Consider the following 25,112-nt stretch of genomic DNA (forward strand, 5'->3'; position numbering starts at 1 on the left):
GCTCCACTTGCAGTCAAAGCAAAGCCGCCCAGACCCAGAGCTTAAAGCTGCCCCCAGCCGGCCGCCGCCTTACATTCCCGGATCCTTCTCCTCTACCGTCCGCGACAGAAGGAATCAGAAATAGGCGTCCTCCTCCGACTGATCCTCGGGAGTCACGACGACGGTTTCCGCCTCCTGCGCAGCCCGCAGAATCCATTCATCGAGCTGCGGAAGGCCTCTTTCGATCGCCTCGATGACCCGGAGGTTCGGGTTGGTGCTCGGCGACGGCGGCAGGAACAGCGTGCAGCAGTCTTCATAAGGCTGAATCGATAACGTGTACGTATCGATCTGCTCGGCCATGCGGATGATCTCCTTCTTGTCCGTCGCAATCAAAGGCTGCAGAACAGGAAGCGATACGGCCCGGCCGATCGCATTCAAGCTCGGCAGCGTCTGGCTCGCCACCTGTCCGAGACTTTCTCCCGTCACCAGCGCCAGCGCCTTCTCCCGCTCCGCAATCGTCTCCGCGATGCGGTACATGGCGCGGCGGAGAATGGTGACGAGCAGATTGTCCTTGTACGCGGCATAAATCGACGTCTGCACCTCGGTGAAAGACACGAGGTGCAGCTTGATGCTTCCGCCGCTGTACGCGGACAGCTTGCGGGCCAGCTCGATCACCTTCTCCTTGGCCCGCTCGCTCGTATACGGGAAGCTGTGGAAATGCACAGCTTCGAGCTCAAGCCCCCGGCGCATCGCCTGCCAGCCCGCCACCGGGCTGTCGATCCCGCCGGAGAGCAGGAGCACGGCTTTGCCGTTCGTGCCGAGCGGGTAACCGCCCGCTCCCTCGAAGGTCTCCACGAACAGCAGCGCCCCTTTCTCCCGAAGCTCCACCCGGAGTGTCGTTTCGGGGCTGCGCACATCTACGCTGAGCTCCGGACAAGCCCGGAGCACGGCGCCGCCGACGATCCGGTTCATTTCCAGCGTATCGAACGGAAAGCTTTTATCCACGCGCTTGACTTCCACTTTAAACGTCTGCGGACGCTTCACGACTTTCTTCATAAGCGCGACCGCCACCGCTTGAATCGCTTCGCTGTCGGATGGAGCCGTGTACACGGGGCTGTAGGTTTCAATACCGAACACTTTCGAAACGGCTTTGCCTACATCTTCGGCGGAAGCATCGGAGAGCTGGATATACACCCGGCCGTATTCGGTCACCAGCTTGACTTGGGCAAAGGACGCAAGAACGCCGCGGAGCTGGCTGACGACCTTTTTTTCAAAGCGCGAGCGGTTTTTGCCCTTCAGCATCATTTCTCCGAAACGGACGAGCAGCAGATCAGGCTTTAAAGGAGACATCATGATCAGCGTCCCCCTTTCGTCCGCTCAGACACCGGGACGAGATCGGCGATTACGCCGCGGAGCGCTTCTACGAACCGGCGGGCATCCGCTTCCGAATGCTCTTCGGTCCAGCTCACCCGCAGGCCGCTTGAAGCATGCGCCCGGTCCAGCCCCATGGAGAGCAGCACTTTGCTGGGCTCCGGCTCACCCGATGAACAAGCCGACTTCGTTGATATATATATGCCGCGCTGCTCCAAAGCATGTACGACAACTTCGGAATTCATGCCCGGGTACGTAAAATGAACGATATGAGGCGCCATGTCTTCCTCATCGCCGGAGCCTGTCAAAGTCAATTCGGGAAGCCCGAGAATCCCTTCGACCGCAATTGTGCGGAAAGCCCGCTTACGCCGGATGTCTTCCGCCAGATTATCGGTGGCGATCCGAAGCGCCTTGGCCATCCCGACTATCAAGGGCACGTTCTCGGTGCCCGAGCGTATTCCCTGCTCCTGGCCTCCCCCGACAAGCTGAGCCTGGAGGTCGATGCCCGTCCGCTTATAGAGGAAGCCTGCTCCTTTGGGACCTTTGAACTTGTGGGCAGACGCGCTCATCAGGTCGATGCCCAGTTCGTCCGGAGAAAGGGGCAGCTTAGCTACTCCCTGTACGGCGTCCACATGAAACAGCACGGTCTGCTTCTCGCGCAGCCACCGGCCGATCTCCCCGACCGGCTGTATCCGCCCCATCTCGTTGTTCACATGCATGATGCTGACGAGAATGGTTTCCCCGGTGACGGCCGCTTTCACATCCTCCAGACGGACTTGGCCCGTTTCGTCTACGGGAAGCACCGTCACCTCAAAACCTTCCGCCTGCAATTGACGGAAAGCCTCCGTTACGGAAGCGTGCTCGACCGCTGTTGTAATCAGATGACGGCCCCGGCTGCGGTACCGGTAAGCCGCTCCTTTGATGGCCAGATTGCTGCTCTCCGTCCCTCCCGACGTAAAAATAATTTCTTCCGGCCGGGCCTTAAGAGCGGAGGCAATCACCTCGCGGCTCTTTTTCACTAGTTTCTCGGCGTCCAGACCGAATTTATGAATCGAAGACGGATTGCCGAAATGCTGGAGCATCACGTCCGCAACCGTCTGCGCCACTTCCTTGTAAGGCTGGGTTGTTGCCGCGTTATCCAAATAAAGCATCTATCTCTGTCCTTTCTAATAGAAAAAGATCGCGTTAAGGGTTGTGCCTGTCACGTGCATATTCCTCATTAAATCGCAAAACCACCCCGAACACAAGCCGCCTTATCTTCGACGTAAGCCGATTGCCATTTCCAAGATTGCTTCCGCACCTTGCCGGACATTCTGAAAAAAACAGAAAGAAGCGGCCTCTCCAGCCGGAGAAACCGCTTCTTTCCAACGTTATTTAGACTTAAGTAAACTCCCGGTCGTACCGTTCCTTGGCATTCATAACCTTTTTCACATACTGCTGGGTTTCGTTCGGCAGCAGATGCATTTTCTCTAGTAAATCGGAATCGTTTTTGATACCCAGCTTGTTGACCCGGCCGGGTCCCGCGTTATAGGCCGCCAGAGCGACGCCGACATTTCCGTCGAAACGCTTAAGCTGGTAGGACAAGTACTGCGCTCCGCCTTGGATATTCTGCTCCGGATCGAAAGCGTTCGTGACGCCCAGTCCGTTTGCCGTGCCGTCCATCAGTTGCATGAGCCCCTTCGCTCCCGCTCTCGAAACCGTATTCGGGTTAAAGCAGGACTCCTGGCGGATCACCGCTTTAATCAGGGCGGGATCTACGCCCGTACGCTCGCTTGCTTGAACGATGTAAGCGTCGTAAGCCGCTTCGCGTGCGGAAGCGGGCAAAGAAGCTTGTACGGCTCCGGCGGCCGTTTCGTAGGACCGGAGCGCCTTCGCCTGCCGCTGAACGCTTAAGCCTGTGCCGGCGGCAACAGGAACCGCGCCAGCCGAGCCCGTCCACGTGCCCTGCAGCGCTTCCAGCGGCAGAATGCCGAGTGCATTCTCCCCGGCCGGATCGGCGGACAGGCCGCTTTGCTGCATGAGAAGCGTGTTAAGGAGCGAGCTGAATTCCTCGCCCGGTTCGGAAGCCCCCGACACTCCTCCGCCGGCGCCGGAAAACAGCGTCGATTTGTTCAGCATCTCCAGTTTTAAAAGCTCTTTCATTAATCGCGGATCAATAGATACCATTTTCTCATCCCCGTTTGTAAGCCCCTAAGCAAATTATAAACCTTATATCGGCACAATGCGGCCCGTTTTGAACCCTTTTGCCAAATTCGCCGAAAATCCGGCTCCATAACCGGAATTACCCGGTCAGGCCACGTCTCTTTTCCGGAAAACCAGGATCGTGACGCCCAGAAGAATGACCAGATGCAGCACATAGATCGTCAGGGAAAATCCAAGGGTCATTCCCGGGAAAGGAGGCGGCGTACTCTGATTGATCAGAGGATCGGGATCATAGATCTTCCAGTTCGTATTGTTGAAGATGAGGTACCGTGCCCAGTTGTACTGCAGGGCGGCAAACGCCGAACCCGCCAGATTCATCACAATGGCCACCGTAATCGCCAGCGCGCTGCTGCGGAATACCGTCGCGATAAAGAAGGCGAGCGTGAACATAAAGAGCATGTCCGGCAGCGAATACCAATACGAGCTGGACAGCACGATAAAATGCTCGTTAGGCAGCTCGGCCGTCCCGAACAATGCGGCCCCGACCGCTACGGAACTCAGAAAAAGAACCGCGTAAGCGATGAGCACCATAATTACGCAGGCGATATACTTTGACAGCAGAATGGCTGTCCGGCTGGCCGGGCGGATCAGCAGCTGCTTGATCGTTCCGTCCTTGTACTCTTCCGTCACCGTCTGCGCCCCAAGAACGAGGGCAAACAAGGTTACAAACAGCGAGCAGACCAAAAAAACGGTGCCGGCAAAGCTGATATAATTGTGGCCGTCCGAAAAACCGGGAATCCACAGTTTAATGGGAAGACCGACAAACAGACTGAGCAGCAGCAGAAAGATATAGAAAATCCAAGTCGATTTTTTGCTTGTGATTTTCATGATTTCATTTTGTACGAGCGAAAGGAATTTCATCGGCTGTCCTCTCCTTTCGTCAGTTGGAGGAAGGTGTCTTCAAGCGTCGGCTTGCGGATGGCCACCTGATACACGTCTATCCCCTGCCCGACGAGCCGGGACACGATTTCAGGAATCGCCGACTTGGACAAATTGGCCGTATACAGCCCGTTCTCGCGCCGCAGCAGCCCGTATTCCCCGGCCGTGTGCTCTCCCGCCTCGATTCCCTTCAGTTCGAATTCGACTAGCACCAGCTCGTCCTCTGCAGTCGCTCCGCCGCGAACGATACGTTCGCCGACAAGCCGGCCTTCCTGGATGATCAAGGCACGGTCGCAGATCAGCTCGACCTCCGCCAGGAGGTGAGAAGAGATTAGAATCGCAATCGATTCCGTTTTGGCCAAATTGCGCAAATAATCGCGGAGTTCCCGTATGCCGCCCGGATCAAGACCGTTAGTCGGCTCATCCAGAATAAGCACCGTCGGCCGGTGAAGAAGCGCCTGGGCGATTCCCAGCCTCTGCCGCATGCCGAGCGAGTACGTTTTGACTTTGTCGTGAATCGCGTCGGTCAGCCCGACCAGCTCCACGATTTCCTCCATCCGTCCCGCCGGTACGGGTCCGGCCGCCATCCGGGCAAAGTGGACGAGATTTTTATGGCCCGACATATACGGGTACAGCTCGGGGTTCTCGACAATAGCGCCCACATGGGCAAGCGCTTCGGAACGACGCGTCCTTACGGGAAAGCCCGCAATCCGGATTTCGCCCGCGCTCATAGACATCAAGCCGACCATCATGCGGATCGTCGTCGTTTTACCGGAACCGTTCGGTCCCAGAAAACCGCAAATTTCCCCCCGCCGGACGGAAAAGGACAAGTCCTTGATAATCGGTTTGCCGCCTATCGTTTTCGATACGCCTACCAGTTCCATAGCGTGTTCGGTTTCCATTGGATTATCCTCCAATCCTATCCAGCATAGCATGTCTGAGCAAATTATAACGGTTTAAAGGGGTTTCGTCTAATTTCGTCCGCCCCATTTCTTCTATGACCCCTATAAAAAAAGGGCCCGGAGGCCCTTTTCCGCCGTTCGCTAGATCACAAACGGGACGAAAAACAAATTGGAAAAAAAACTGATCAGTCCGATCGCGATTGCCCAGCCGCCGGCTCTCCTGCTTCCGTCCGCCAACGCCATGTACCCGAGAATCGCCCCAAGGGGACCGAGTACAAACGGGAGCAGAAAAAAAGAAAGAACGGACGACACGAGCGCCATTATTCCGAGCGCACGGGCGCTTACCCACGCATCCGAGTCGGCATTCTCCCTGCTTCGGGCGCCTGCGTCTTCCACATTGCGTCCCGCAAGCCCCGGGGCCAGTTCGCCCGCATATTCCTCACGGCCCGAACGCCCGGTGTGCTCCTGCCCCGCAGAAGAATTCGCTTCGGCCGGGTCAAGCTTTTGAGAATGTTCCCGCGTGTGCTCCCGCTTCTTGCGATTTTTGTGGTGAGTCATACATGAAGACCTCCTCTTGTTGTTGAGGAATTCCGAGTGTGCTGTTACTTCTTCTCTTTGAACGTGTGACAGCACGTATTGGCACGGTCCGCAGCCTGATCCTTATGACGCGTATCAAATTCTTCACCGGCAAATTCGGAAGACAGGTCGGCATTCGCATGCTCGTCCACTTCGATCATAATGATATCCGCGCGGCAGTTGTTCCCTTGTCCCCAGTAGGCACAGTTCGAAACGGCGCATTTGACTTCTGGCATATCGATCACCCCCAAGCATAGGGTCTCACGAAGGCTATGGGGATATCCGCAAGGAGTCCTGTCACAACCTGACAAACGGACTTGATCGCAACCCTGACCGCAGCCATGACCCTCATCGTGAAACCATCATGATCGCAAACAAAAAAGCCCCCGCGCGCGGAGGCTTCGTATCTCTTATTTTAAACCCGTTCGCCCTGCATACGGCGCTGGGTAATGTAGTCATTTTCATAGTAAGACAATTCTTCACGGAGCTCTTCGAAAATCTTGGACAATTCGATCGTCAGATCGCGTACTTCACGATTCGGTTTTTTGCGGAAACGAATGGCATCCTGTCCGGTATACGCGTAACGGCCGTCTTCGGAATAGCACTCGTTCTTCGGGTAAAAGAAAGGGCTGATACAGTTGTGATACACTTCATACAGCACTTTTTCGGTAAAATCCACATTAAAGGTCGGTCTGCGCAAGCTGACTCCGAGCTTCTCGTAAGCCACCTCACAAAAAACGAGCAGGTGACGAGTATCCTGCAAATAGCCGCGGTAAAAATCTTCCATTTCGGGATCGGACTCTGCATTCAACTGCGGAAGAGAGTAGGTGTTCAGAAACGACTCGATACGGTCCGCCGCTTCCTTCAGTTTCTTTCTCGTTGTCTCGCACGCCTTCTTAACATTATCCATTGCCATTACGGTTATGACCTCCTCTAGTTAACAGAGCGGGAACTCGCACCCGGCTCAGCCCATCCATATAGTATCACACTTTCTCTGGAAAAGGTACCCGATTCTTGAGTGGAAATGTCCGGTTTCGGTATAAAAAATGCGCCCCTTTCCCACCCTACTTTTATGTAGATCAGACGAAGGAAAGGAGGCCTCCGACCCATGCGACGCCCTACTGCCGCCTTAGGCGGCATGATACTCGGCAGCCTGCTTGTCGTAACAAGCGCCTGTCAGACGAAACCCGAAGCCAGGCCCGTACAGCCGGAAGCCGAGCTGAAATATAAACAATCGGTTCTGGAACAGGATGTCGCCGTAACCGACCAATTGTGCCGGAACCAGTGCCTGCTCCATGTTAACCAGATGTATGCTTCCTTGAACCACGCCGATCCCAAGCAGATCAAAGAAACGATGCGTGAAATGCAGAGCAAGCACGGCCACATGATTAGCCTGAGCTGGATACCCGTGCAAACCAGTGGAGCCACGGGCAGTTCCTCTCCGGCCGCTCCAAGGGGAACCCCGGTTCCGTCCGATCCTGTTGCGGGTGCCGCAGGAAATTCCGGCAATGCCGGCGTCCCAGGGCCTTCAGGCGCGTCTTCGGCTCCGTCCGGTGCGGGCACCTCGCCTTCCGCTTCCTCCGGCGAAATCGTCTCCGGCAAACTGTCCAAAGAACTTGCCAAGAGCGCCCAGCCTTATATCGAGGAAGCAAAAAAATCGGCCTTACAAGGAAAGGCTTATCAGTCGCCTAATTTCACGGTAGCGGATAAACCGTATTTTGTCCTGAACGTGCCCGCTCCCGACAAGAAAAGCTCAGTCGTCGCCGTCGTACGCCAGCATATTTTGCAGGAGGTTTCCAATCATCAGCGCAAAAATCTCCGGCTGCAATCTTTCCATTCCGATAAAAGCCGCTGGAAAATCGAAAGCGTAGATACCGATACGCTGCGCAGCAAACGGGTGACTCATCCCGACGATCATGAAGGCACGAGCCATTACGAGCGCCATGACGTCGTGGTCCAGTTTAACCGTCCTCTGCACGAAGCCGAGCTATCCCGTATCCGGACCGAAATCGGCGCCACCAAGGTCAAGCTTATCGGAAATACGTATATTATTACCGCCCGCAGCCTCGAAGCCAAGCAGCTAATGGATTATTTCCGCAAACGCCAGGATGTTCGCTTTGCGGAGCCCCATTATATTTACGAAACGAATGACTTGTCCCGCGGCACCAAACCGCTAAGCTGGTTTTTTGACTGGTGGCCCGGCAGCCGAAACGATAATTCGGGACGGGGTCGCTCCGGGGCCGGGGAGCAGGCGGCCGAGCAGCCGGACGTCATTCCCAATGACGTTCTTTTCAACAAATATCAGTGGAACCTTCCAATCACGAATACGCTGAGAGGCTGGAATTTCAACAAAGGCACTCAGGATGTCAAGGTGGCGATCGTGGATACGGGAGCCGACGTCAACCATGAGGACTTGAAAGGTCAACTCATCGAAGGCTACAACGTCCTAGATCCGACCGCGCAGCCGATGGATGATGTCGGACACGGCACGCACGTAGCCGGAATTATCGGCGCGCAGGTTAATAACGGATTGGGAGTAGCCGGTATGACCTGGTATAACAAAATTATGCCGGTCAAAGCTCTGGACAGCAGCGGAGTCGGCAGCACGTATGCCGTTGCCCAGGGAATCATCTGGGCTACAGACCACGGTGCCAAGGTGATTAACCTTAGTCTCGGCAACTATGCCAGCTCGGATTTCCTGCACGATGCCATCAAATACGCGTACGACCGCGACGTGGTACTGATCGCCGCCAGCGGCAACGACAACACGGAACGGCCGGGCTATCCGGCAGCTTATCCTGAAGTGTTCGCGGTCGCCGCCACGGATTCCAGCAACGGGCGGGCGTCTTTCTCCAATTACGGAGACTATATCGACGTCGCCGCTCCGGGTGTCAGCATCGCCAGTACCTACCCGCAGAACCAATATGCGGCGCTTTCCGGCACTTCCATGGCCTGCCCGCATGTGACGGCTCTGGCGGCCCTGCTCCGTTCGGCGAATCCGTCCCTCAAGAATACCGAAGTGATGGAGCTGATGCGCCAGACCGCTACGGATATCGGAGACAAAGGCCGCGACGCTTCCTTCGGGTACGGCCTCATCAATGTGGACAAAGCCGTGGAAGCCGCCCTTGGCCGGGGCCCCGTACAGGCCGGCCTTCCCGGAACGAAACCGGCGCACGTAGCCCCTTAACGATGCTGTCCGGCCTGGGTACATTTTAAAATACGCAGAAAAAATACGCGTCTCTGCGCACAACTCAAAAACCGCCTCGTTATCCGAAGATAACGGGCGGTTTTTCGATGTCGTAAGGATGGAAAGCTTGCCGTAAGCCGGGTTCTGTACTTCCGGTGGTGCAGCGGGCTACGATACCCTCCCACCATTGAAGTGACAATCATCTATCTAGGCCATACATTGCTATACAGCTCAAGCGACCAACCCGGACGCGCCTCGGGCTAAGGCTGTCTGTCAGGCAAAGCCTGCAGACCGCGTCCCATTAGGTCTTGCTCCAAGTGGGGTTTACCAGGGGTAAAGTCACCAGTACCCCTCGTGGTCTCTTACACCACGGTTCCACCCTTGCCTGTGCGTCTTGCGACGCCATCGGCGGTCCATTTCTGTGGCACTATCCTTCAGCTCGCGCTGACTGGACGTTATCCAGCACCCTGCCCTATGGAGCCCGGACTTTCCTCTCGTGATGCAAGCATCACCAGCGATTGTCTGTCAAACTTTCCGAGAACATTTGCTAGTATACAGGTTATCGGCGCCGAATTCAACAACGAATGATTGGGAATGCAGCCAATTCGCGTTTTTAAACAAATTGGAACGGTTCCGTACTCGGTTCCGATGCCGCCGCGACCGTTTCGTATTTCTTTTCCGCAAGCGCGCGGTTCATGTAATCCGCCACCGCGCGCTTCATGATTTTCTCGACGTTATGCCCCACGTCGATCAGGCACATGCCGGCGGCCAGCGCGTCGTGCGCGGTGTGGTAGTCGATGTCCCCGGTCACGAGGACATCTGCTCCCGCAAACATCGCGCTGCGCACATACCGGCCGCCGGAGCCTCCCAGCACCGCCGCCTTGCGGACGGTGCGGTCCAGATCGCCGACGACGCGCACCGTCGGCACGTCGAAAGCCTGCTTCGCGGCTTCGACAAGCTCGCGCAGCGTACGAGGCTCCGGCAGCTTGCCGGCGCGTCCAAGGCCGAACGTACGGCCTTTGAGGTCCATCGGATAGAGGTCGTAAGCGACCTCTTCGTATGGATGCGCCTTCAGCAGCGCCTGCACCACCGCCCGCTGGATACCCGCGGGCACGATCGTCTCCACGCGCACCTCATCCGCGCGCTCCAGCTTGCCCTGCTCGCCCAGGAAGGGCTTCGTGCCCTCGCGGGGCATAAACGTCCCCGTGCCGGAAATGTTGAACGAGCAGTGGCTGTAGTCGCCGATCCAGCCCGCTCCGGCCTGGAACAGCGCCTGAAGCACCTTCTCGTGATGACTTTCCGGCACGAAAACGACCAGCTTGCTGAGCTTCTCCGTGTGAACCTCGTCCAGAGGCACCAGGTCCTTTAAGCCTAGAGCTTCGGCCATCAGGTCGTTGATGCCTCCTTCCGCCACATCCAGATTCGTATGCGCGATATAGACCGCGATATCGTTCTTGATGAGCTTCTCGTACAGCCTTCCGGCCGGCGTGTCCGTCTGCAGGTGGGCCAGAGGTCTGAAAATGATCGCATGATGCGCGATAATCAGATCCGTCCCCGTTCGGATCGCTTCATCCACAACCTCGTCGGTTACGTCCAGCGCCACGAGGATTTTTTTGATTTCCTTCTGCAGCGTACCGAGCTGCAGGCCGATTTTATCGTCAGGCACGGCGTAGTGCTTGGGCGCCAGCTTTTCGAACAATTGAATTACGGTTTGTCCTTTCGCAAACATTCCAAGACCTCCTTGATACGCGAGATTTCCGCCTCCAGCCCGGACCGCTTCTCTTCCGCATTTCCGGAAACCGAACGGTCGAGCTGTCTGCGGATCATGGCCAGTTTATCGAGTTCATACTCCCACTTCGCAAACCAGACCGGCGGAGGATTCTGGATCAGGTAGGGTCCCATCTGCAGGAGTGTGTCTCCCGTTACCCGAAGTCCGTCAAGAAGGCGATCCTCATATAACGCGGCGTCTCCCTCATCCTCCGGTTTCATCCGAACGGCTGTCAAAATCTCATAAATTTTGCCGTCCTCCTCGAGAATGGTCTCGCCGGCCAGGTGCCAGCCGTGACTGCGCAGCCATCTACGGACAATGTCCTCGCCTACGTTCGGCTGCAAAATCAGCGTGGACACGCCTGTTAGCTTGTCCTCGCCGGCATCCAGAATGGACGCTATCAAAGCACCGCCCATTCCGGCGATTGTCACCGCATCCACCTCGCCCGGCCGCAGCACGGAAAGGCCGTCCCCGAGCCGGACTTCGATCTGCCCGCTCAGATTGGCATCGCGGACCTGGCGCTGCGCCGCATCCGCCGGACCGCGGTTCACTTCGCCCGCAACCGCAGACGGAACAGTGCCCTGCTGCACCAGAAAGGTCGGCAGCAGGGCATGGTCGGATCCGATATCCGCAAGTTTTGCCCCTTGAGGGACTTTTTTCGCAATTTCCAATAAACGTTGAGACAATTTCACCATATTTTAAGCAACCCATTCCGTCCAATTTTTACGATAGGCAAACAACGCGATTCCCGCCGCCGCCACTTTACCGGCAAGCGATAGCTGAAGAAGCTGCTGCGCCGAGGTGCCCCAGGCCAGTCCGAACAGCTCGGGCGCGATCCATACGGTCGCTCCCGCGAGCAGCAGAACCAGGCCCGGTTTCTTCCAGCGGTGCTGAATGAGCCACCCGATCCACATGAGGATAAAAGAGAGCGGAAGCCAGGCAAGCTGCAGCTTGTACCAGGTAGCGGGCTCCAGACGCTGGCTTAGTACGAATCCGTACGTAATAAGCAGTGCCAGCCATCCGCAGTATTGAAGCAGCGGAATCCGCCCGAGAAGGCCGACAAGCAGCCAGACGAGGCCGCAAAGAGCTACGAAGGACCCGATGTACAACTGCGCGGTCAAGCCGTTTCCATAAAGAATCCAGACTCCGAAACCGATCAGGGACGCCGAAGCGATGCCCGTCGAAAGCTGGGCCCTGAAAGGCTGTTCTTCTTTTTGCCGAAAGCCGATTATATACCAAGATACAACAAATACGGCCGAAACGCCAATTTGCAAAGAAATTCCAAAAGAGTTAAAATTGAGGAGCGTTAGTGATAGAGCAATAATAATTACGACGGCTGCAACCCAGAATTTCCAGTGGCTGGCCCGGATGGATTTGGTCGATATGCCCAAAACCCTTCTGGAATGGTCCGCACCCGTTTCCATGTACAAATTGAGCAGAAAGTCGCAGTACTGCGCGGGCAGAAGCTTAGATCTCCGCCAGTGTTCGATTTCTTTAATAATAGCCGTTCGTTTCTCGTCATCCATTAGCTTCACCTTCCCAAGAACTTTATCGGTTCGCCGCCTTCCGAATTTGAGAAGGAAATCCGCTGATTCCGCATTTGCGGATTCAAGCTTCCGACCGTGCCTGCAAGACCTTTTGCTTTTCTTCCAGGCATTGCTTGGCGAAATCGGTCACCCTGCTCCGGTAGCCGTCCTTGTCCGTCATAAAAGCAAGCCCGTGTCCCGCACGGGGCACCATGAACAGATCTTTGCCCGCGGGAGCCGCCTTATACAAGCCGTGCACCATAAAAAACGGAACGAACGTATCCGCTTCTCCATGTATAAACAGAATCGGCTTTTCCGTACGTTTTACCTGACGCAGCGCCGAAGCTTCCCCGAAAAAATAGCCCGCTTTTAATTTGCAGATCAGGCTGGTCAATGGAATAAGCGGAAACGCGGGGAGCTTAAACATCCGCTTGAGCTGGTAGCTCAGGATGTCTTTGACGGACGTATAGGAACAATCCGCGATGATTCCCTTCACCTGCTCCGGCAGCCTTTCGCCGCTTGCCATCAGCACGGTAGCTCCGCCCATGGATACGCCGTGGAGCAGAATCCGGGCGTTTTCGCCGCTCCGCTGCAAAATATACCGGACCCAGTTAACGTAATCCAATCGGTCCGTCCAGCCGAAGCCGATATACTCCCCTTCACTCTGTCCGTGCCCGCGGTTGTCCGGCATCAGCACGTTATACCCGAGCTCATGGTGAATTTGAGCGAAGCTGGCCATGTCCCTGCCCTGCCCGGAATACCCGTGCGCGAGCAGCGCCGTTACGTCCGAAGGCCGCTCGGCCTCCAGATACCAGCCGTTTAGACGAAGGCCGTCCGCCGATTGAATAGATACCTGCTCCAGCGTCTGACGGGCAAGCCAGTTATCCGCCGAAGCCGGGGACGGGTCTACCGCGATTTCTTCCATGTGACCCGCAAGATCCGGGCTGCTCTGAAGAAATTCTTTGCTGCTGCGGCGTATTCCCAGCCCGAACATATAGAAGGCTGCCGCTGTCAAAACCACAGCAAGAACCGCAAGTATGCACAAACCGATCAACAGGGTCTTTGACATTTCAACCTTCCTCCTTCTATTTGAAAAAAAGAAACCCGCCGGAGGCGGGCATTCGGATTCTATTCTAGGAAATCTTTTAACCGTTTGCTGCGGCTCGGGTGCCTCAGCTTGCGAAGCGCTTTGGCTTCGATCTGACGAATCCGTTCACGGGTAACCCCGAAAACTTTGCCCACTTCTTCCAGAGTCCGGGTACGCCCGTCATCCAGACCGAAGCGAAGACGAAGCACGTTTTCTTCACGCTCGGTCAGCGTATCGAGAACATCTTCAAGCTGTTCTTTAAGAAGTTCGTAAGCCGCCGCATCCGCCGGTGCCAGCGCTTCCTGATCTTCAATAAAGTCTCCCAGATGGGAATCGTCTTCTTCACCGATCGGAGTTTCCAGAGATACCGGTTCCTGTGCGATCTTCATGATTTCGCGGACTTTATCCGTGCTCAGTTCCATTTCCTTCGCGATTTCTTCCGGCGTCGGTTCGCGCCCCAATTCCTGCAGCAGTTGGCGGGATACCCGGATCAGCTTGTTGATGGTTTCCACCATATGAACCGGAATCCGGATCGTTCTCGCCTGATCGGCAATGGCGCGCGTAATGGCTTGACGAATCCACCAGGTGGCATACGTACTGAATTTATACCCTTTGGTATGGTCGAATTTCTCCACCGCTTTGATCAGACCCATGTTTCCTTCCTGGATCAGATCCAGAAACAGCATGCCCCGTCCAACGTAGCGTTTGGCGATGCTGACGACGAGACGGAGGTTCGCTTCGGCCAGACGGCGCTTCGCTTCCTCGTCGCCCTGCTCGATTCTTTTCGCCAGATCCACTTCATTCTCTGCCGAAAGAAGGGGAACACGCCCGATCTCTTTCAAATACATCCGCACCGGGTCATTGATTTTAATGCCCGGCGGGAGAGTCAGATCATCTTCAAAGCTGAATTCGTCGTTCTCTTGATCGCCCTCCGGACGCATTCTTCCTTCGTCCTCATCGGACTCGTTCCCCACGTCAATTCCCATTTCGGACAATTGTTCGAAAAACTCGTCAATCTGTTCCGGATCTTGATCATAAGGAGCCAGCCGTTCTGTGATGTCTTTATAAGTGAGCGAGGAGCGCTTCTTGCCTAACTCGATAAGCTGCTCCTTTACCTGCTCCAGGGTCAACTCGGTTTCGATCTCAGTATGTTGATCGTTCGCCATAATCCAACTCCCTCCTCCCTAGATTATCCGGAACCTGCGTTACGAAAATTTAAGCTGTTTCTCTAGGGCAATAATTTCACTAAGAATTTGCGCAGCCCGCAAAGGATCCCCTGAGCGTTCCGCACGGATCATTTCTTCTTTTTTTCTGGATATTTCCTGCTGCTTCGGATATTTTTTGATTTCTTTGATGAAATCGTCGATGACGACTTCGTTCACACCGTGGTGCGCGCCCATCATCGCGATGGAACTCGCCAGATTTTCAAGCTTGTCGTCCTGAATCATCGCCATATAACGGCTCACGCTCGGTGTGGAATTTTGGGCGTAAAAAGCATATAAATAAGCCGCCAGAACGGCATGAGCATCCACGTTAAATTCGTCGCCTAACCGTTCTTCCACATAGGCGCTAACATCCCGATCGTGCATCATGACGGCTAGAAGCTGCCGTTCCGCGTTATGATAAGCCGGATAAAGCGGCGCTTTTGGCGTTTCTTTCCTATTATGCCTACCATTATTCCACGGAACGTCGATATTATCCCTGACTGTCCGGTTTTTTTCCGATTTCATCCGGAGGTTGGCCAAATCTTGCTTGAGCGACTCGTAAGAGGTCTCAAACTCCCCGGCGAGCTGTTTCAGATAATGCTCCCGTTCGATCGAGCTCAAGTCCGCAATCATCTTCAAAGCCGTTTGCTGGTAGCGTATCCGATCGCCTTCCTCCTGCAAACGGAAATGCCGGCGAATGTAGTGCAGCCTGTATTTGATCGAGGGTACGGCGTAATCAATGATTTCCCGTACAAATCTCTCGGAGCCGTATGCGGTAATGTATTCATCCGGATCTTTGGCATCCGGAAGCATAGCCACTTTCACTTCGCAGCCTGCTTGTTCAAGCAGGGGGATTGCCTTGTAAGCCGCATTCTGTCCGGCCGAATCTCCGTCGTAACAGATCACGACCCGTCCGGCGTTGCGCCGGATCAGTTCCGCATGCTCGGGGGTAAGCGCGGTACCCATCGTACCGACACCGTTTCTCACCCCAGCTTCCCAAGCTTTTACCACATCCATATAGCCTTCAAACAATACCATGGTATTCGTTTTCCGGATTTGTGGACGTGCCTGGTGAAAATTATACAGCACACGGCTTTTGTTGAAGAGCATCGTCTCAGGACTGTTCAAGTACTTAGGCTGCACATCCCCGAGAGCCCGGCCGCCGAAGGCAATGACTTTGCCCTGCGCGTCCCAGATCGGGAAAATCACTCTGTCCCTGAACTTGTCGATATAACCGTCTCCCTCGGAACGGGCCGAAACTAGCCCTCCCCGTTCCATCAGCGGAAGATCGTAGCCCGCTTTCTGAAGCTGCTGTACAAGCGTATCCCACATGGCGGGAGCATATCCGATCTGAAAAGTGTCGATCAATTTATCCGACATCTGCCGGTTGCGCACATAATCGAGTGCGTTCTTGCCTTGATCGGTATTCATTAGAATATAACGGTACAGTTTGGCCGCTTTCTCGTTGGCCTCCAGCATTTGGGACCGGTCCTTCTGCTGCGGGTTGTCCGCGGATATTGAATCCTCCCACGTAACGGGGATATCCGCTTCCTCCGCCAGGTGCCGGACGGCTTCGGCAAACGTGTAGCCTTCGATTTCCCGGAGAAACTGAAACATGTTGCCCCCCGCTCCGCATCCGAAGCAGTGGTAAATCTGTTTCTCGGGCGTCACCGTAAACGAGGGCGATTTTTCCGAGTGAAACGGACAAAGCCCCTTCAGGTAGTGGCCCTGTTTGGTCAAATGGACGTATTTTCCTATCACATCGGCAATGTCATGACGCTGCAGAACAGCTTCGATCACTTCATCCGGAATGCGTCCGTAACCCATTTCCCCCACCTTCAATCCTTATAAAAAAGCTTCATGTGCGGTAAACAACTATACGTATTCGCTAAACAGGCCTATTCTCCTGCAAACGAAGTAAAACTTTTGTCAAACCATGTAGAAAAAATTCCCGATCCTCATCCGTAAAAGGCTTTGGTCCTTTGGAATGCTTGCCTCCACGGCGCAGTTTCCCTTGTGTATGACGACGGTCAAGAAGAAAATCAATGGTCCGGTCGGTATATTCCTGCCCGCGGTTCGAGAGGCATACCGCCCCTTTGCCCAGACCGATGGCGGCCAGACCGAAATCCTGCGTAACCAGGATATCTCCGCGCCGGATATGATTGGCGATAAACAAATCGACGGACTGGTCCGAACGGTCGACCTGGATCACCTCGATCCCTTCCTGCCCTTTCAGCCGGTGGTCGAACGAAGCCACCATAAGCACGTGAACCGAATACTGCGCGGCCGCCCGGATGATCTCGGGTTTAACCGGACACGCATCCGCATCCACAACAATTTGAAAGGATGAATGTTGAATGGATAATGCCCCCGATACCAGCTAATAGTCCTGCTGTACTAGTATATACGCTCATCTCTCGAAAAATCCTGCATGTTCAGGATAAATGAGGATGACGCCGAATTTGTTCGAGAACGAGGCTGGCCGTTTCTTCGACGGCGCGGTTGGATACGTCGATGACATGGCATCCGATCCGGGAAAGCACCGTTCCCGCGAATTCCAGCTCTTGTTTAATACGTTCCGTTTTGGCATAAGTTGCATTAGACGCGAGTCCGAGAGTGCGCAGCCGTTCCCGGCGGATAGCGTTGAGCTTGTCCGGGTCGATAAGCAGGCCGATCACCTTATTTTTAGGCACTTTGAAAAGCACATCGGGCGGCTGCATTTCCGGAACGAGGGGGACATTGGCGACTTTGTATTTTTTGTGCGCCAGGTACATGGAAAGAGGAGTTTTCGACGTTCGGGATACGCCGACGAGGACGATATCCGCTTTGACGATCCCGCTGAAATCGCGGCCGTCGTCGTATTTGACGGCGAACTCGATCGCCTCCATTTTTTTGAAATAATCCTCATCCAGGGGATGATTTCCTCCCGGCTGATGGCGGGCCTTGCGGTTAAACGCTTTTTCAAACGTCTGAATAAGCGGTCCCAGCAAATCGACGTAAGCGAAACCCGCTTGTTCCGCTTTCTGGGTCAAATAATCGCGAAGCTCGGGAATGACCAGCGTAAACGCGATGATTCCCTGCTGACGGGCGACTTTAGCGAGAAGGCGGTCGATTTCCTCGGTATCATGCACAAAAGGAACCCGCTCGATCACGATCGGGGCGGGATAAAATTGCAGCGCGACGGCATTGACGACAGATTCTCCCGTCTCTCCGATCGCATCCGATACCACGTAAACGATAACCGGATTGTTTGAAGGATTCATGTAAGTTCTTCCTCCCTGTAGCTATTCGGGAATACTTAAGCGGAAACGAAGACAAAAGGACCGTGGTAGCTTCGAAAATCAAAGCGGCCGCCACGTACGACCCTAAGGTCCCGGCGGTTTGTCACCACGGCAACATTGTAGTACTCTGTTCTTCCAGTTATCCGAACCAGTTACTGCTTCCAATCACTTACTATAAGGAACCAGCTTACATTTGTCAAACCTATAAACTTACATATTGTATTTATCCATCTGGTCCAAAAAGCTTCTGGCTTTCCAGCGGATATCCACGTGGGCGTCCATATACAGTCTCATGCTGTGCTTCAGCTGGGATTTCGTAGAGGGTTTTACGTTAACATTGCCGAGCCGACTAAGATCCACCTGCTGTAAAAGCCTCATAAGCTTCAGCGTACTTTCCGTCACGGCCGCGGCATAAGGGTCGAGGTGCTTGCATCGGCTGCACATTGCGCCGCCCGCCGCTGCGCTGAAAGCGACAAGTTCCTCCGTGCGCCCGCATGACGCGCATTTATCGAGAACCGGCGTATACCCGGAGGCTGCCAGCATCTTAAGCTCGAAAACATGCGCGACGATCTGCATATCCTTCTCCTGCTCGATGGCCATGAGTCCCGCTTCCAACTGATCGAACAAGAATAAACTGCGGTCCTCCTCTCCCAGCATCCGGTCAACCATTTCAACCAGGTAAGAGGCATACGCAGATTTATACAGATCTTCTCTCAATTTGTGATGGGGTTCTATGATCTCCCCATGGTTAAGCGTTCCAAGCTTCCCCTGTCTATAAAAAACGTAATCCCCATACGTGAACAGCTGGGTGACGGCGCCGAGCCGGCTTTTCACCTTCTTCACTCCGCGCGCGACCACCCCTACTTTACCCAGTTCACGGGTATAAAGCGTAATGATTTTATTTCCTTCCCCGTAATCGACGCTACGGAGAACAATTCCTTGTACCCGGTGCAGCATCTCTTATGCGCTTCCTTTCCGGAAACGCCGGATCAGTCTCCATGTGTTCTCAGGCTTCGACCGAATGCACGGCTTCCTGCTCTTGCTGCATCAGTTCTTCTCCTGCAAGTTCGGGATCAGACGCTAAATCTTTGTACAGCAGGTAAGCGTCCACTTCCCCCGTCGACCAAAAATAGTGCCAGGTAAAATCTCTCATTCTGGATCATCCTCTCCGTAAGATGTTCGTGTTGATGATTACCCTTAGGATGTACCCGTTGAAGCAGTCTATGCCCGGCAATTAATGGAACGGCGGGGAAAGCCTTGCGGCTATTCGTTTCGGAAGCCCAGATCCCGCAGCACGCGTTCCTGATTGCGCCAGTCTTTTTTGACTTTCACCCACAACTCAAGGAACGTTTTGGAGCCGAGCAGCGCTTCGATATCATGTCTCGCCTGCTTGCCGATTTCTTTCAGCAGCGAGCCCTGCTTGCCGATAATAATGCCCTTCTGCGAATCACGCTCTACGTAAATGACGGCTGAAATATGAACCACGCCGTTTTTTTCGACCTTCATATCCTCGATCGCTACCGCAATGGAATGGGGAATTTCTTCCCTTGTCATATGGAGGATCTTCTCGCGGACAAGCTCCGCGCAAACAAACTGCTCGGGATGGTCGGTTATCTGATCCGCGGGATAGTACTGCGGGCCTTCCGGCAAATATTTAACGACCTGCTCCAGCATCGTGTTCACATTGTTGCCGAGCAGAGCCGAAACCGGTACGATTTCCGCGAATTCGTACAGATCTTTATAGGTTGTAATGATCGGCAGCAATTCTTCGGGATGCACTTGGTCGATTTTGTTCAGGACCAGAATGACCGGTGTTTTAACGTTCTTCAATTGTTCGATGATATAGCGGTCACCGCCGCCGATTCCTTCCGAAACGTCGGCAAGAAACAGAATGGCATCGACTTCCCCCAAGGTGCTGTGGGCAACTTTCATCATGTAATCGCCCAGCTTGGAAGACGGTTTGTGAATACCCGGCGTGTCCAAAAATACAATTTGGGAATTGTCGGTCGTATACACGCCGTGAATTTTGTTGCGCGTGGTCTGCGGTTTATCGGACATAATCGCGATCTTCTGACCGATTACCTGGTTCATCAGGGTGGATTTCCCTACGTTGGGGCGCCCGATAATCGAAACGAATCCGGATTTGAATTTTTCTTTGTTCATGCTGTAATTACTTCCTCCTAGTCCTGCAAATCTTTCGACGTAAACGCGCCGGGCAGCAGTTCACCCGTTGTCGTTACGGTATAATCGCCGCTTAAGTTACCTAAAATAACGGGCATGTCCGGTCCGCAGAGTTCGATTAAAACCTGCCGGCATACCCCGCACGGTGAAATCGGTCCTTCCGTATCGCCGATAACCGCGATCGCTTGGAAAGAGCCCGGCTTGTGCCCGTCTGCGACGGCACGGAAAACAGCGGTGCGTTCGGCGCAATTCGTCGGCCCGTAAGCCGCATTTTCGATATTACAGCCGTGATGGACATGGCCGTCTTTATCCAGCAGGGCGGCTCCCACCCCGAAGTTCGAGTATGGGATGTAGGCTTTCAGGCGTGCCTGCCGCGCATGTTCGAGCAGTTCTTCCGGTTTCACAAGGCATCTTTCCTTTCCGTTAACCCACGTAATGTAACCATTCAGGCCGGCCGGTCAGACATCTACCCCCAGCCTCTCCACAACCAGGCAAGAAGGGTGACGGCCGCTCCGATAACGGAACCGAGCAGCAGGGACGACAGCTCCCGGTGCTTCCGCTCGGCCAAAACCATCAGGGCAAGCGCCGCAAGCGTGCCGGAGAGCAGCGTCACGATCGTCTGGCCGGCGATCACCGCGATCAAGGTCGCAAGCGCCGCCAGAACCGCCGCCAGCAGACTGGGACGGACCAGCTTCCCGCGATCGCTGAACCTTGTCTCGATTACAATCGTGACAAGAGCGACGAGCGCGATAAGCGTCCATACCATGCCCGGCATGTTGGCTGCGGCCGCCTCCTGCGCTTTGCGAAGCAACCGGTCCGCCGGTCCGTAGAACACGACCATGCCGACGACGACCGCGAACAGGGCAGCCACGAGAACGGCCCCGGCCGCCGTATCCTTCGCGATCTTCGCCAGCGGATGCAGCTCGGGCATCGCCAGATCCACTGCTTTTTCCACCGCCGTGTTAATAAGTTCGGTCATGATGACAAGAACGACTGCCAGCAGCAGGAAAAGCACGTCCCAATGCGGCAGTCCCAAAATAACGGCAGCCAGAAATACAAGAAAGGCAACAACGAAATGAAATTTCATGTTGCGCTGAGTATCAAAAGCGTATTTAATTCCTTCGTAAGCGAAGCGGAAGCCCCGCAAAAAACGCTGAAAGGAACTCAACGGGTAAGCCCCGCTTTCTGCAGGATCTGTTCCTGCTTCGCGAACATTTCCCGTTCGGCCTCCTCGTTGTCGTGATCGTATCCGATCAGATGCAAAAATCCGTGAACGAATAAAAATCCGAGTTCACGCTCCACGGAATGGCCGTACTCTTCGGCCTGAGCAGCGGCCCGGGGAACCGAGATGACGATATCGCCGAGCGGCTCCTCAAAGCTTTCTTCCCCGTCCCCGTCAGCGTGGGCATCGCCTTCTGCCGTATCTTCATCCGGCTCTTCCTCGCCGTAGAGAATAGCAGGCTCGTCCTCCCCTTGCTCCAGCATCGCAAAAGACAGAACGTCCGTCGGACGGTCGATGTTCCGGTACGTACGATTCAGCTCGTGAATCGTCTCGTCGTCTACAAACGTAAGGGCGACTTCTCCGTCCTCCACGCCTTCCTCTTCTCCTGCAAGCTTCAGAAGCTCTTCCAGCTTCTCGGCGAATTTAGGGGAGATCGGCAGGATGTCCTGCTCGTCGTTCCAGGCTAAAATCAGGGCCACGTTTAATTCCTCCTAGATGTATAGGTCAAATGGTTATTTCGCTTTGGCGGGAAGTTCACTCGGATATTCGATCCTGGAGTGAAAAATACCCAGCAGAGATTCGTTCAGCGTCTTCGCGATGGTGTCCAGTTCTTTCAGCGTCAAATCGCAATCGTTAAACTGGCCGTCATCCAGACGGGATTTAATGATTTTGCGGACCATCGTATCGATCTGCTCGATGGTCGGATTGCGAAGGGAACGAACCGCCGCCTCCACGCAATCGGCGATTCCGACCACGGCCGCTTCCTTGCACTGCGCTTTGGGACCTTCGTAACGGAAATCTTCCTCCCGCACCTCACGACCTTCTTCTTCGGCCAGCTTCCTTGCTTTGTGATAAAAGAACGTGAGCAGCGTCGTTCCGTGGTGCTGCTCCGCGATATCGCGAATCGGCTTCGGAATGTTATATTCCTTAAGCATCTCCACCCCGTCACGGGCGTGGGCGGTAATAATGCTTTTGCTTAGCGCGGGATCGATACGATCGTGCGGATTTTCGATATTCGTCTGATTTTCGATAAAATAGCTCGGCCGCTTCGTTTTGCCGATGTCATGGTAGTAAGAACCGACCCGGCACAGCAGACCGTCCGCTCCGATGGATTCGGCCGCCGATTCCGCGAGATTGCCGACCATGATGCTGTGGTGATACGTCCCGGGTGTCTCCGTCAGCAGCTTGCGCAGCAGCGGATGATTCGGGTTCGAGAGCTCCACGAGCTTGAGCGGGGATAAGATCCCGAACGCCGTCTCGAAAAACGGCAGGAGCCCGATTACAAACACGGCGGTAAGAATTCCGCTCGCGGCCGAAAAAGACAGCGAGTAAAGCATGTCTTGGCGCGTCACATTGTCGAGAAGCATCAGCGAAACGATCGTAATCATGCCGATAAACGAGATGAGAATTCCCGCTTTCAGAATGGAAGAGCGCTGGCTGGCCTTCTGAATAACGAAGACCGAAGCGAAGCACGTGACGAGTGTGACCAGCCCGTATCTGTAATCGAACAGCTGAGTCCCGTGCATGTTGAAAATAATGCTGGACATAATGCTGAACAGGACACTGGCGATAAAAGCGAGCTGCGGATTCAGCAGAATCGTAATGAGCATGCTGCCGATAGCTGCCGGTGCCAAATATCCGATGAACGGATATTCCGGATTTTGCCCTAGAGCCACCACTTTCATGCCGATCATGTTAATGGCGAAAATAAGAACGAACATCAGAAGCTGCGAATTGTTCGTCCGTATCGGCAGCGTACTCTGCCTAACGAACAGATAGATCATCGCAACGAACAGCAGGCCCAGCAGCACGAGTCCGACGTGAGGCCAATAGTTCGCTTTCTCCTTCAGCAGCTCGGCCGCTTTCAGACGTTTATAGATCTCATCGGTAATGACGTCGCCTTCGTTGACGATAATGTCCCCCTGATTGATATAAACGGGTTTGACGTTCTCGCGGACTTCGCCTCTGGCATCGTCCGTCGCTTTCTGATCCAAAAATTTATTCGGCGTGATGACGACTCTGGCAATCTCTTGAACCAGTTCGCGCAGCGTATTTTTGGACAAGTCGGACGAATTGACAAGCTCGGCTACTTTCGCCCGGGCCGTCTGGGCATCCGAAATCTGGTCGCTCATCAGCTTGGAAACAATTTCCCGGGTAATGGGCGCCATCGCAGCTACATCTTCCTTGGTCAAGCGCGGAAATTTGTAATAAATTTCTTCCGGAATCCGGTATTTTTGGTCGCTGACTTTGGAATTGATTTCATCGATAAGCGTATCGTTACCGAAATTATTTTCGCCGATCGTCCGGATCGCCATTTTTTCCGTATCCGAAATAATCGCCGGAATAACGGTCCGGTAGACGCTTACCTTATCTTCGAACTTTACGTCGGGATCCCCATTGATCTGCAAAATCCGGTCGTAAATCGCATCGATCATCGCTTCGTTCCGAAGATTCACGATTTTATAGACAGGCTGAAGTTTCTTGGCCGCGTCTTCCTTCGCTTTCTCGGTCGCCACAGAGTTCTCGATCTGAAAAGGGGCATAGATGTTCTTTTCCGCAACCGCGCCCAATTTGATGTCAAATGTCTGTGGAATAAGCCTGGAAAACAAACTCATGCAGATAATGAGCATAAGCGCGAAAAGCAGAAGCAAGCGAACCGGAAAACTCGTTTTCCAGCCGCTTAGCTTCGTGTTGGCTTGCATATCTTGTACCGCAACTTCTTTTTTCATGATGGAAGGTCATCCCTCTCTTGCCTCTTCGTTCCCTGTAACTCAACCCGATATTAGCGAGTCCTCATTATAAGCGACGATGATTCTTTGAACTAAGGAATGACGGACGACATCCTGCTCCGCAAATGTAATGAATCCGATTTCTTCAATGCCGTTCAGAATGCGCTGCGCTTCGATCAGGCCCGACGTTTTGCCGCGGGGAAGGTCGATCTGCGTCACGTCACCCGTTACAACCATTTTGGAACCGAATCCTAGACGGGTCAGGAACATTTTCATTTGTTCCGGGGTCGTATTCTGCGCTTCATCCAAAATAATGAAGGAATCGTCAAGCGTACGGCCGCGCATATAAGCGAGCGGCGCGATCTCGATAAGCCCCCGCTCCAGCGATTTCACGACCTGCTCGGGGCCCAGAACATCGTTAAGAGCATCATACAACGGACGTAAATAGGGGTCAACCTTTTCCTGGAGGTCTCCCGGCAGGAAGCCTAGGCTCTCTCCCGCTTCAACCGCGGGCCGGGTCAGAACGATCCGTTTGACCTTGCCTTCCTTCAAAGCCGTAACGGCAAGAACAACCGCCAGGTACGTTTTCCCCGTACCTGCCGGTCCGATTCCAAACACGATGTCTTTCTTCTGTATGGTGGAGACGTACTGTTTTTGTCCGATCGTTTTAACGCGAATGGGCTTTCCTTTGTGGGTGGTCGTAATCTCCCCTTTGAAAAGCTCCAGCAGTTGATCCGCTTTCATTTGCTTGGCTAGCTCGACGGCATACAGCACATCGCGTTCCGAAAGCGGATACTGGTTGCGGACCAGCTCCAGCAGCACCTCGAATAAATGTTCCAGCTTGCGGACTTCCTCCGCATCCCCCTGAATCGTAAGCTCCGCGTCCCGGGTAAAAATACGCGCGTTCGTTTCCTGCTCGATCAGATGCAGAAAGCGGTCCTGCGGACCGAATACGGCCTGCGCTACCGAAGTATCTGCAAGTGCTACTTTAATAGTCTTAGCGTTTTCTCCCAAAAG

General features: G+C 54.4%; 25 protein-coding genes and 1 other RNA gene. 1 reads left to right on the top strand and 25 read right to left on the bottom strand.

What is annotated here, in order from left to right:
• Positions 1-114 precede the first annotated feature (114 nt).
• From thiI to KVT34_RS07335, 8 genes are all read right to left on the bottom strand, one after another.
• Positions 115-1,332, bottom strand: a complete 1,218-nt coding sequence (thiI, locus tag KVT34_RS07300) for a tRNA uracil 4-sulfurtransferase ThiI (protein ID WP_217557926.1) — start codon at positions 1,330-1,332, stop codon at positions 115-117.
• Positions 1,333-1,334: 2 nt separating this feature from the next.
• The gene (locus KVT34_RS07305; protein ID WP_217557927.1) at positions 1,335-2,501 is read right to left on the bottom strand and encodes a cysteine desulfurase family protein; all 1,167 of its coding nucleotides are present in this window, start codon (positions 2,499-2,501) and stop codon (positions 1,335-1,337) included.
• Between the two features lie 229 nt (positions 2,502-2,730).
• On the bottom strand, positions 2,731-3,516 hold the full coding sequence (locus KVT34_RS32340; protein WP_217557928.1) for a lytic transglycosylase domain-containing protein: 786 nt from the start codon (positions 3,514-3,516) through the stop codon (positions 2,731-2,733).
• A 123-nt stretch (positions 3,517-3,639) separates the two neighbouring features.
• Complete coding sequence (locus KVT34_RS07315) at positions 3,640-4,413, bottom strand: ABC transporter permease (RefSeq protein WP_217557929.1); 774 nt, start codon at positions 4,411-4,413, stop codon at positions 3,640-3,642.
• Positions 4,410-5,333: an ABC transporter ATP-binding protein gene (locus KVT34_RS07320; RefSeq protein ID WP_217557930.1), complete on the bottom strand. Its 924-nt coding sequence runs from the start codon at positions 5,331-5,333 to the stop codon at positions 4,410-4,412. The genes KVT34_RS07315 and KVT34_RS07320 overlap by 4 nt, the downstream gene beginning before the upstream one ends.
• 141 nt (positions 5,334-5,474) lie before the next feature.
• A complete protein-coding gene (locus tag KVT34_RS07325; RefSeq protein ID WP_217557931.1) occupies positions 5,475-5,891 on the bottom strand; it encodes a DUF4190 domain-containing protein in 417 nt (138 codons plus the stop codon).
• A 44-nt stretch (positions 5,892-5,935) separates the two neighbouring features.
• Positions 5,936-6,145: a DUF1540 domain-containing protein gene (locus KVT34_RS07330; protein WP_016423477.1), complete on the bottom strand. Its 210-nt coding sequence runs from the start codon at positions 6,143-6,145 to the stop codon at positions 5,936-5,938.
• A 179-nt stretch (positions 6,146-6,324) separates the two neighbouring features.
• A complete protein-coding gene (locus tag KVT34_RS07335) occupies positions 6,325-6,825 on the bottom strand; it encodes a YpuI family protein (RefSeq protein WP_042230013.1) in 501 nt (166 codons plus the stop codon).
• Between the two features lie 192 nt (positions 6,826-7,017).
• Here KVT34_RS07335 and KVT34_RS07340 point away from each other — a divergent pair, with 192 nt between their 5' ends.
• Positions 7,018-9,096, top strand: a complete 2,079-nt coding sequence (locus KVT34_RS07340) for a S8 family serine peptidase (protein ID WP_254634640.1) — start codon at positions 7,018-7,020, stop codon at positions 9,094-9,096.
• 118 nt (positions 9,097-9,214) lie between these two features.
• Here the strand turns inward: KVT34_RS07340 and rnpB are convergent.
• From rnpB to KVT34_RS07425, 17 genes are all read right to left on the bottom strand, one after another.
• Positions 9,215-9,630: RNase P RNA component class A (gene rnpB, locus KVT34_RS07345), an RNA gene on the bottom strand.
• Positions 9,631-9,709: 79 nt separating this feature from the next.
• A complete protein-coding gene (locus KVT34_RS07350) occupies positions 9,710-10,825 on the bottom strand; it encodes a Nif3-like dinuclear metal center hexameric protein (protein ID WP_217557932.1) in 1,116 nt (371 codons plus the stop codon).
• Positions 10,801-11,559 (bottom strand): tRNA (adenine(22)-N(1))-methyltransferase, encoded by a 759-nt coding sequence (locus KVT34_RS07355; RefSeq protein WP_217557933.1) that lies wholly within the window; start codon positions 11,557-11,559, stop codon positions 10,801-10,803. Before KVT34_RS07355 ends, KVT34_RS07350 begins: the two co-directional genes overlap by 25 nt.
• Before the next feature lie 3 nt (positions 11,560-11,562).
• Entirely contained in the window at positions 11,563-12,390 is an 828-nt protein-coding gene (locus tag KVT34_RS07360; protein ID WP_217557935.1) for a hypothetical protein, read from the bottom strand.
• An 82-nt stretch (positions 12,391-12,472) separates the two neighbouring features.
• Positions 12,473-13,459 carry an alpha/beta hydrolase gene (locus KVT34_RS07365; protein ID WP_217557937.1) on the bottom strand — a complete coding sequence of 329 codons (987 nt, stop codon included), beginning with the start codon at positions 13,457-13,459 and terminating at the stop codon, positions 12,473-12,475.
• 59 nt (positions 13,460-13,518) lie between these two features.
• Positions 13,519-14,643, bottom strand: a complete 1,125-nt coding sequence (gene rpoD, locus KVT34_RS07370) for an RNA polymerase sigma factor RpoD (RefSeq protein WP_009671652.1) — start codon at positions 14,641-14,643, stop codon at positions 13,519-13,521.
• 39 nt (positions 14,644-14,682) lie between these two features.
• The gene (dnaG, locus tag KVT34_RS07375; RefSeq protein WP_217557938.1) at positions 14,683-16,509 is read right to left on the bottom strand and encodes a DNA primase; all 1,827 of its coding nucleotides are present in this window, start codon (positions 16,507-16,509) and stop codon (positions 14,683-14,685) included.
• Positions 16,510-16,570: 61 nt separating this feature from the next.
• Positions 16,571-17,014: a YaiI/YqxD family protein gene (locus tag KVT34_RS07380; protein ID WP_009671649.1), complete on the bottom strand. Its 444-nt coding sequence runs from the start codon at positions 17,012-17,014 to the stop codon at positions 16,571-16,573.
• Between the two features lie 103 nt (positions 17,015-17,117).
• Positions 17,118-17,945, bottom strand: coding sequence for a pyruvate, water dikinase regulatory protein (locus tag KVT34_RS07385; RefSeq protein ID WP_009671643.1), 828 nt, complete (start codon positions 17,943-17,945; stop codon positions 17,118-17,120).
• Positions 17,946-18,173: 228 nt separating this feature from the next.
• A complete protein-coding gene (recO, locus tag KVT34_RS07390; RefSeq protein ID WP_217557939.1) occupies positions 18,174-18,920 on the bottom strand; it encodes a DNA repair protein RecO in 747 nt (248 codons plus the stop codon).
• Between the two features lie 49 nt (positions 18,921-18,969).
• Positions 18,970-19,116: a YqzL family protein gene (locus KVT34_RS07395; RefSeq protein WP_009671644.1), complete on the bottom strand. Its 147-nt coding sequence runs from the start codon at positions 19,114-19,116 to the stop codon at positions 18,970-18,972.
• Positions 19,117-19,226: 110 nt separating this feature from the next.
• Positions 19,227-20,126: a GTPase Era gene (gene era / locus KVT34_RS07400; RefSeq protein WP_042230034.1), complete on the bottom strand. Its 900-nt coding sequence runs from the start codon at positions 20,124-20,126 to the stop codon at positions 19,227-19,229.
• A 17-nt stretch (positions 20,127-20,143) separates the two neighbouring features.
• Entirely contained in the window at positions 20,144-20,548 is a 405-nt protein-coding gene (locus tag KVT34_RS07405; protein WP_217557940.1) for a cytidine deaminase, read from the bottom strand.
• 62 nt (positions 20,549-20,610) lie between these two features.
• Entirely contained in the window at positions 20,611-21,312 is a 702-nt protein-coding gene (locus KVT34_RS07410) for a diacylglycerol kinase family protein (RefSeq protein ID WP_217557941.1), read from the bottom strand.
• The gene (gene ybeY, locus KVT34_RS07415; RefSeq protein ID WP_217557942.1) at positions 21,309-21,845 is read right to left on the bottom strand and encodes an rRNA maturation RNase YbeY; all 537 of its coding nucleotides are present in this window, start codon (positions 21,843-21,845) and stop codon (positions 21,309-21,311) included. Before ybeY ends, KVT34_RS07410 begins: the two co-directional genes overlap by 4 nt.
• Positions 21,846-21,878: 33 nt before the next feature.
• Complete coding sequence (locus KVT34_RS07420) at positions 21,879-24,095, bottom strand: HD family phosphohydrolase (RefSeq protein WP_217557943.1); 2,217 nt, start codon at positions 24,093-24,095, stop codon at positions 21,879-21,881.
• 42 nt (positions 24,096-24,137) lie between these two features.
• Complete coding sequence (locus KVT34_RS07425; protein WP_042230044.1) at positions 24,138-25,109, bottom strand: PhoH family protein; 972 nt, start codon at positions 25,107-25,109, stop codon at positions 24,138-24,140.
• Positions 25,110-25,112 lie beyond the last annotated feature (3 nt).

Source organism: Paenibacillus sp. GbtcB18 (assembly GCF_019091125.1).
Lineage (GTDB): Bacteria > Bacillota > Bacilli > Paenibacillales > NBRC-103111 > Paenibacillus_F > Paenibacillus_F chitinolyticus.

What these genes read in the sequence shown, in the direction of transcription:
- KVT34_RS07395 (WP_009671644.1), bottom strand. Translation starts at nt 19,116, where the DNA reads ATGAGAGATTTTACCTGGCACTATTTTTGGTCGACGGGGGAAGTGGAC.
- rpoD (WP_009671652.1), bottom strand. Translation starts at nt 14,643, where the DNA reads ATGGCGAACGATCAACATACTGAGATCGAAACCGAGTTGACCCTGGAG.
- KVT34_RS07315 (WP_217557929.1), bottom strand. Translation starts at nt 4,413, where the DNA reads ATGAAATTCCTTTCGCTCGTACAAAATGAAATCATGAAAATCACAAGC.
- KVT34_RS07350 (WP_217557932.1), bottom strand. Translation starts at nt 10,825, where the DNA reads ATGTTTGCGAAAGGACAAACCGTAATTCAATTGTTCGAAAAGCTGGCG.
- KVT34_RS07340 (WP_254634640.1), top strand. Translation starts at nt 7,018, where the DNA reads ATGCGACGCCCTACTGCCGCCTTAGGCGGCATGATACTCGGCAGCCTG.
- KVT34_RS07420 (WP_217557943.1), bottom strand. Translation starts at nt 24,095, where the DNA reads ATGAAAAAAGAAGTTGCGGTACAAGATATGCAAGCCAACACGAAGCTA.
- KVT34_RS07385 (WP_009671643.1), bottom strand. Translation starts at nt 17,945, where the DNA reads ATGAATCCTTCAAACAATCCGGTTATCGTTTACGTGGTATCGGATGCG.
- KVT34_RS07335 (WP_042230013.1), bottom strand. Translation starts at nt 6,825, where the DNA reads ATGGCAATGGATAATGTTAAGAAGGCGTGCGAGACAACGAGAAAGAAA.
- KVT34_RS07365 (WP_217557937.1), bottom strand. Translation starts at nt 13,459, where the DNA reads ATGTCAAAGACCCTGTTGATCGGTTTGTGCATACTTGCGGTTCTTGCT.
- KVT34_RS07325 (WP_217557931.1), bottom strand. Translation starts at nt 5,891, where the DNA reads ATGACTCACCACAAAAATCGCAAGAAGCGGGAGCACACGCGGGAACAT.
- KVT34_RS07305 (WP_217557927.1), bottom strand. Translation starts at nt 2,501, where the DNA reads ATGCTTTATTTGGATAACGCGGCAACAACCCAGCCTTACAAGGAAGTG.
- KVT34_RS07355 (WP_217557933.1), bottom strand. Translation starts at nt 11,559, where the DNA reads ATGGTGAAATTGTCTCAACGTTTATTGGAAATTGCGAAAAAAGTCCCT.
- KVT34_RS07320 (WP_217557930.1), bottom strand. Translation starts at nt 5,333, where the DNA reads ATGGAAACCGAACACGCTATGGAACTGGTAGGCGTATCGAAAACGATA.
- KVT34_RS32340 (WP_217557928.1), bottom strand. Translation starts at nt 3,516, where the DNA reads ATGGTATCTATTGATCCGCGATTAATGAAAGAGCTTTTAAAACTGGAG.
- era (WP_042230034.1), bottom strand. Translation starts at nt 20,126, where the DNA reads ATGAACAAAGAAAAATTCAAATCCGGATTCGTTTCGATTATCGGGCGC.
- recO (WP_217557939.1), bottom strand. Translation starts at nt 18,920, where the DNA reads ATGCTGCACCGGGTACAAGGAATTGTTCTCCGTAGCGTCGATTACGGG.
- KVT34_RS07330 (WP_016423477.1), bottom strand. Translation starts at nt 6,145, where the DNA reads ATGCCAGAAGTCAAATGCGCCGTTTCGAACTGTGCCTACTGGGGACAA.
- dnaG (WP_217557938.1), bottom strand. Translation starts at nt 16,509, where the DNA reads ATGGGTTACGGACGCATTCCGGATGAAGTGATCGAAGCTGTTCTGCAG.
- thiI (WP_217557926.1), bottom strand. Translation starts at nt 1,332, where the DNA reads ATGATGTCTCCTTTAAAGCCTGATCTGCTGCTCGTCCGTTTCGGAGAA.
- KVT34_RS07360 (WP_217557935.1), bottom strand. Translation starts at nt 12,390, where the DNA reads ATGGATGACGAGAAACGAACGGCTATTATTAAAGAAATCGAACACTGG.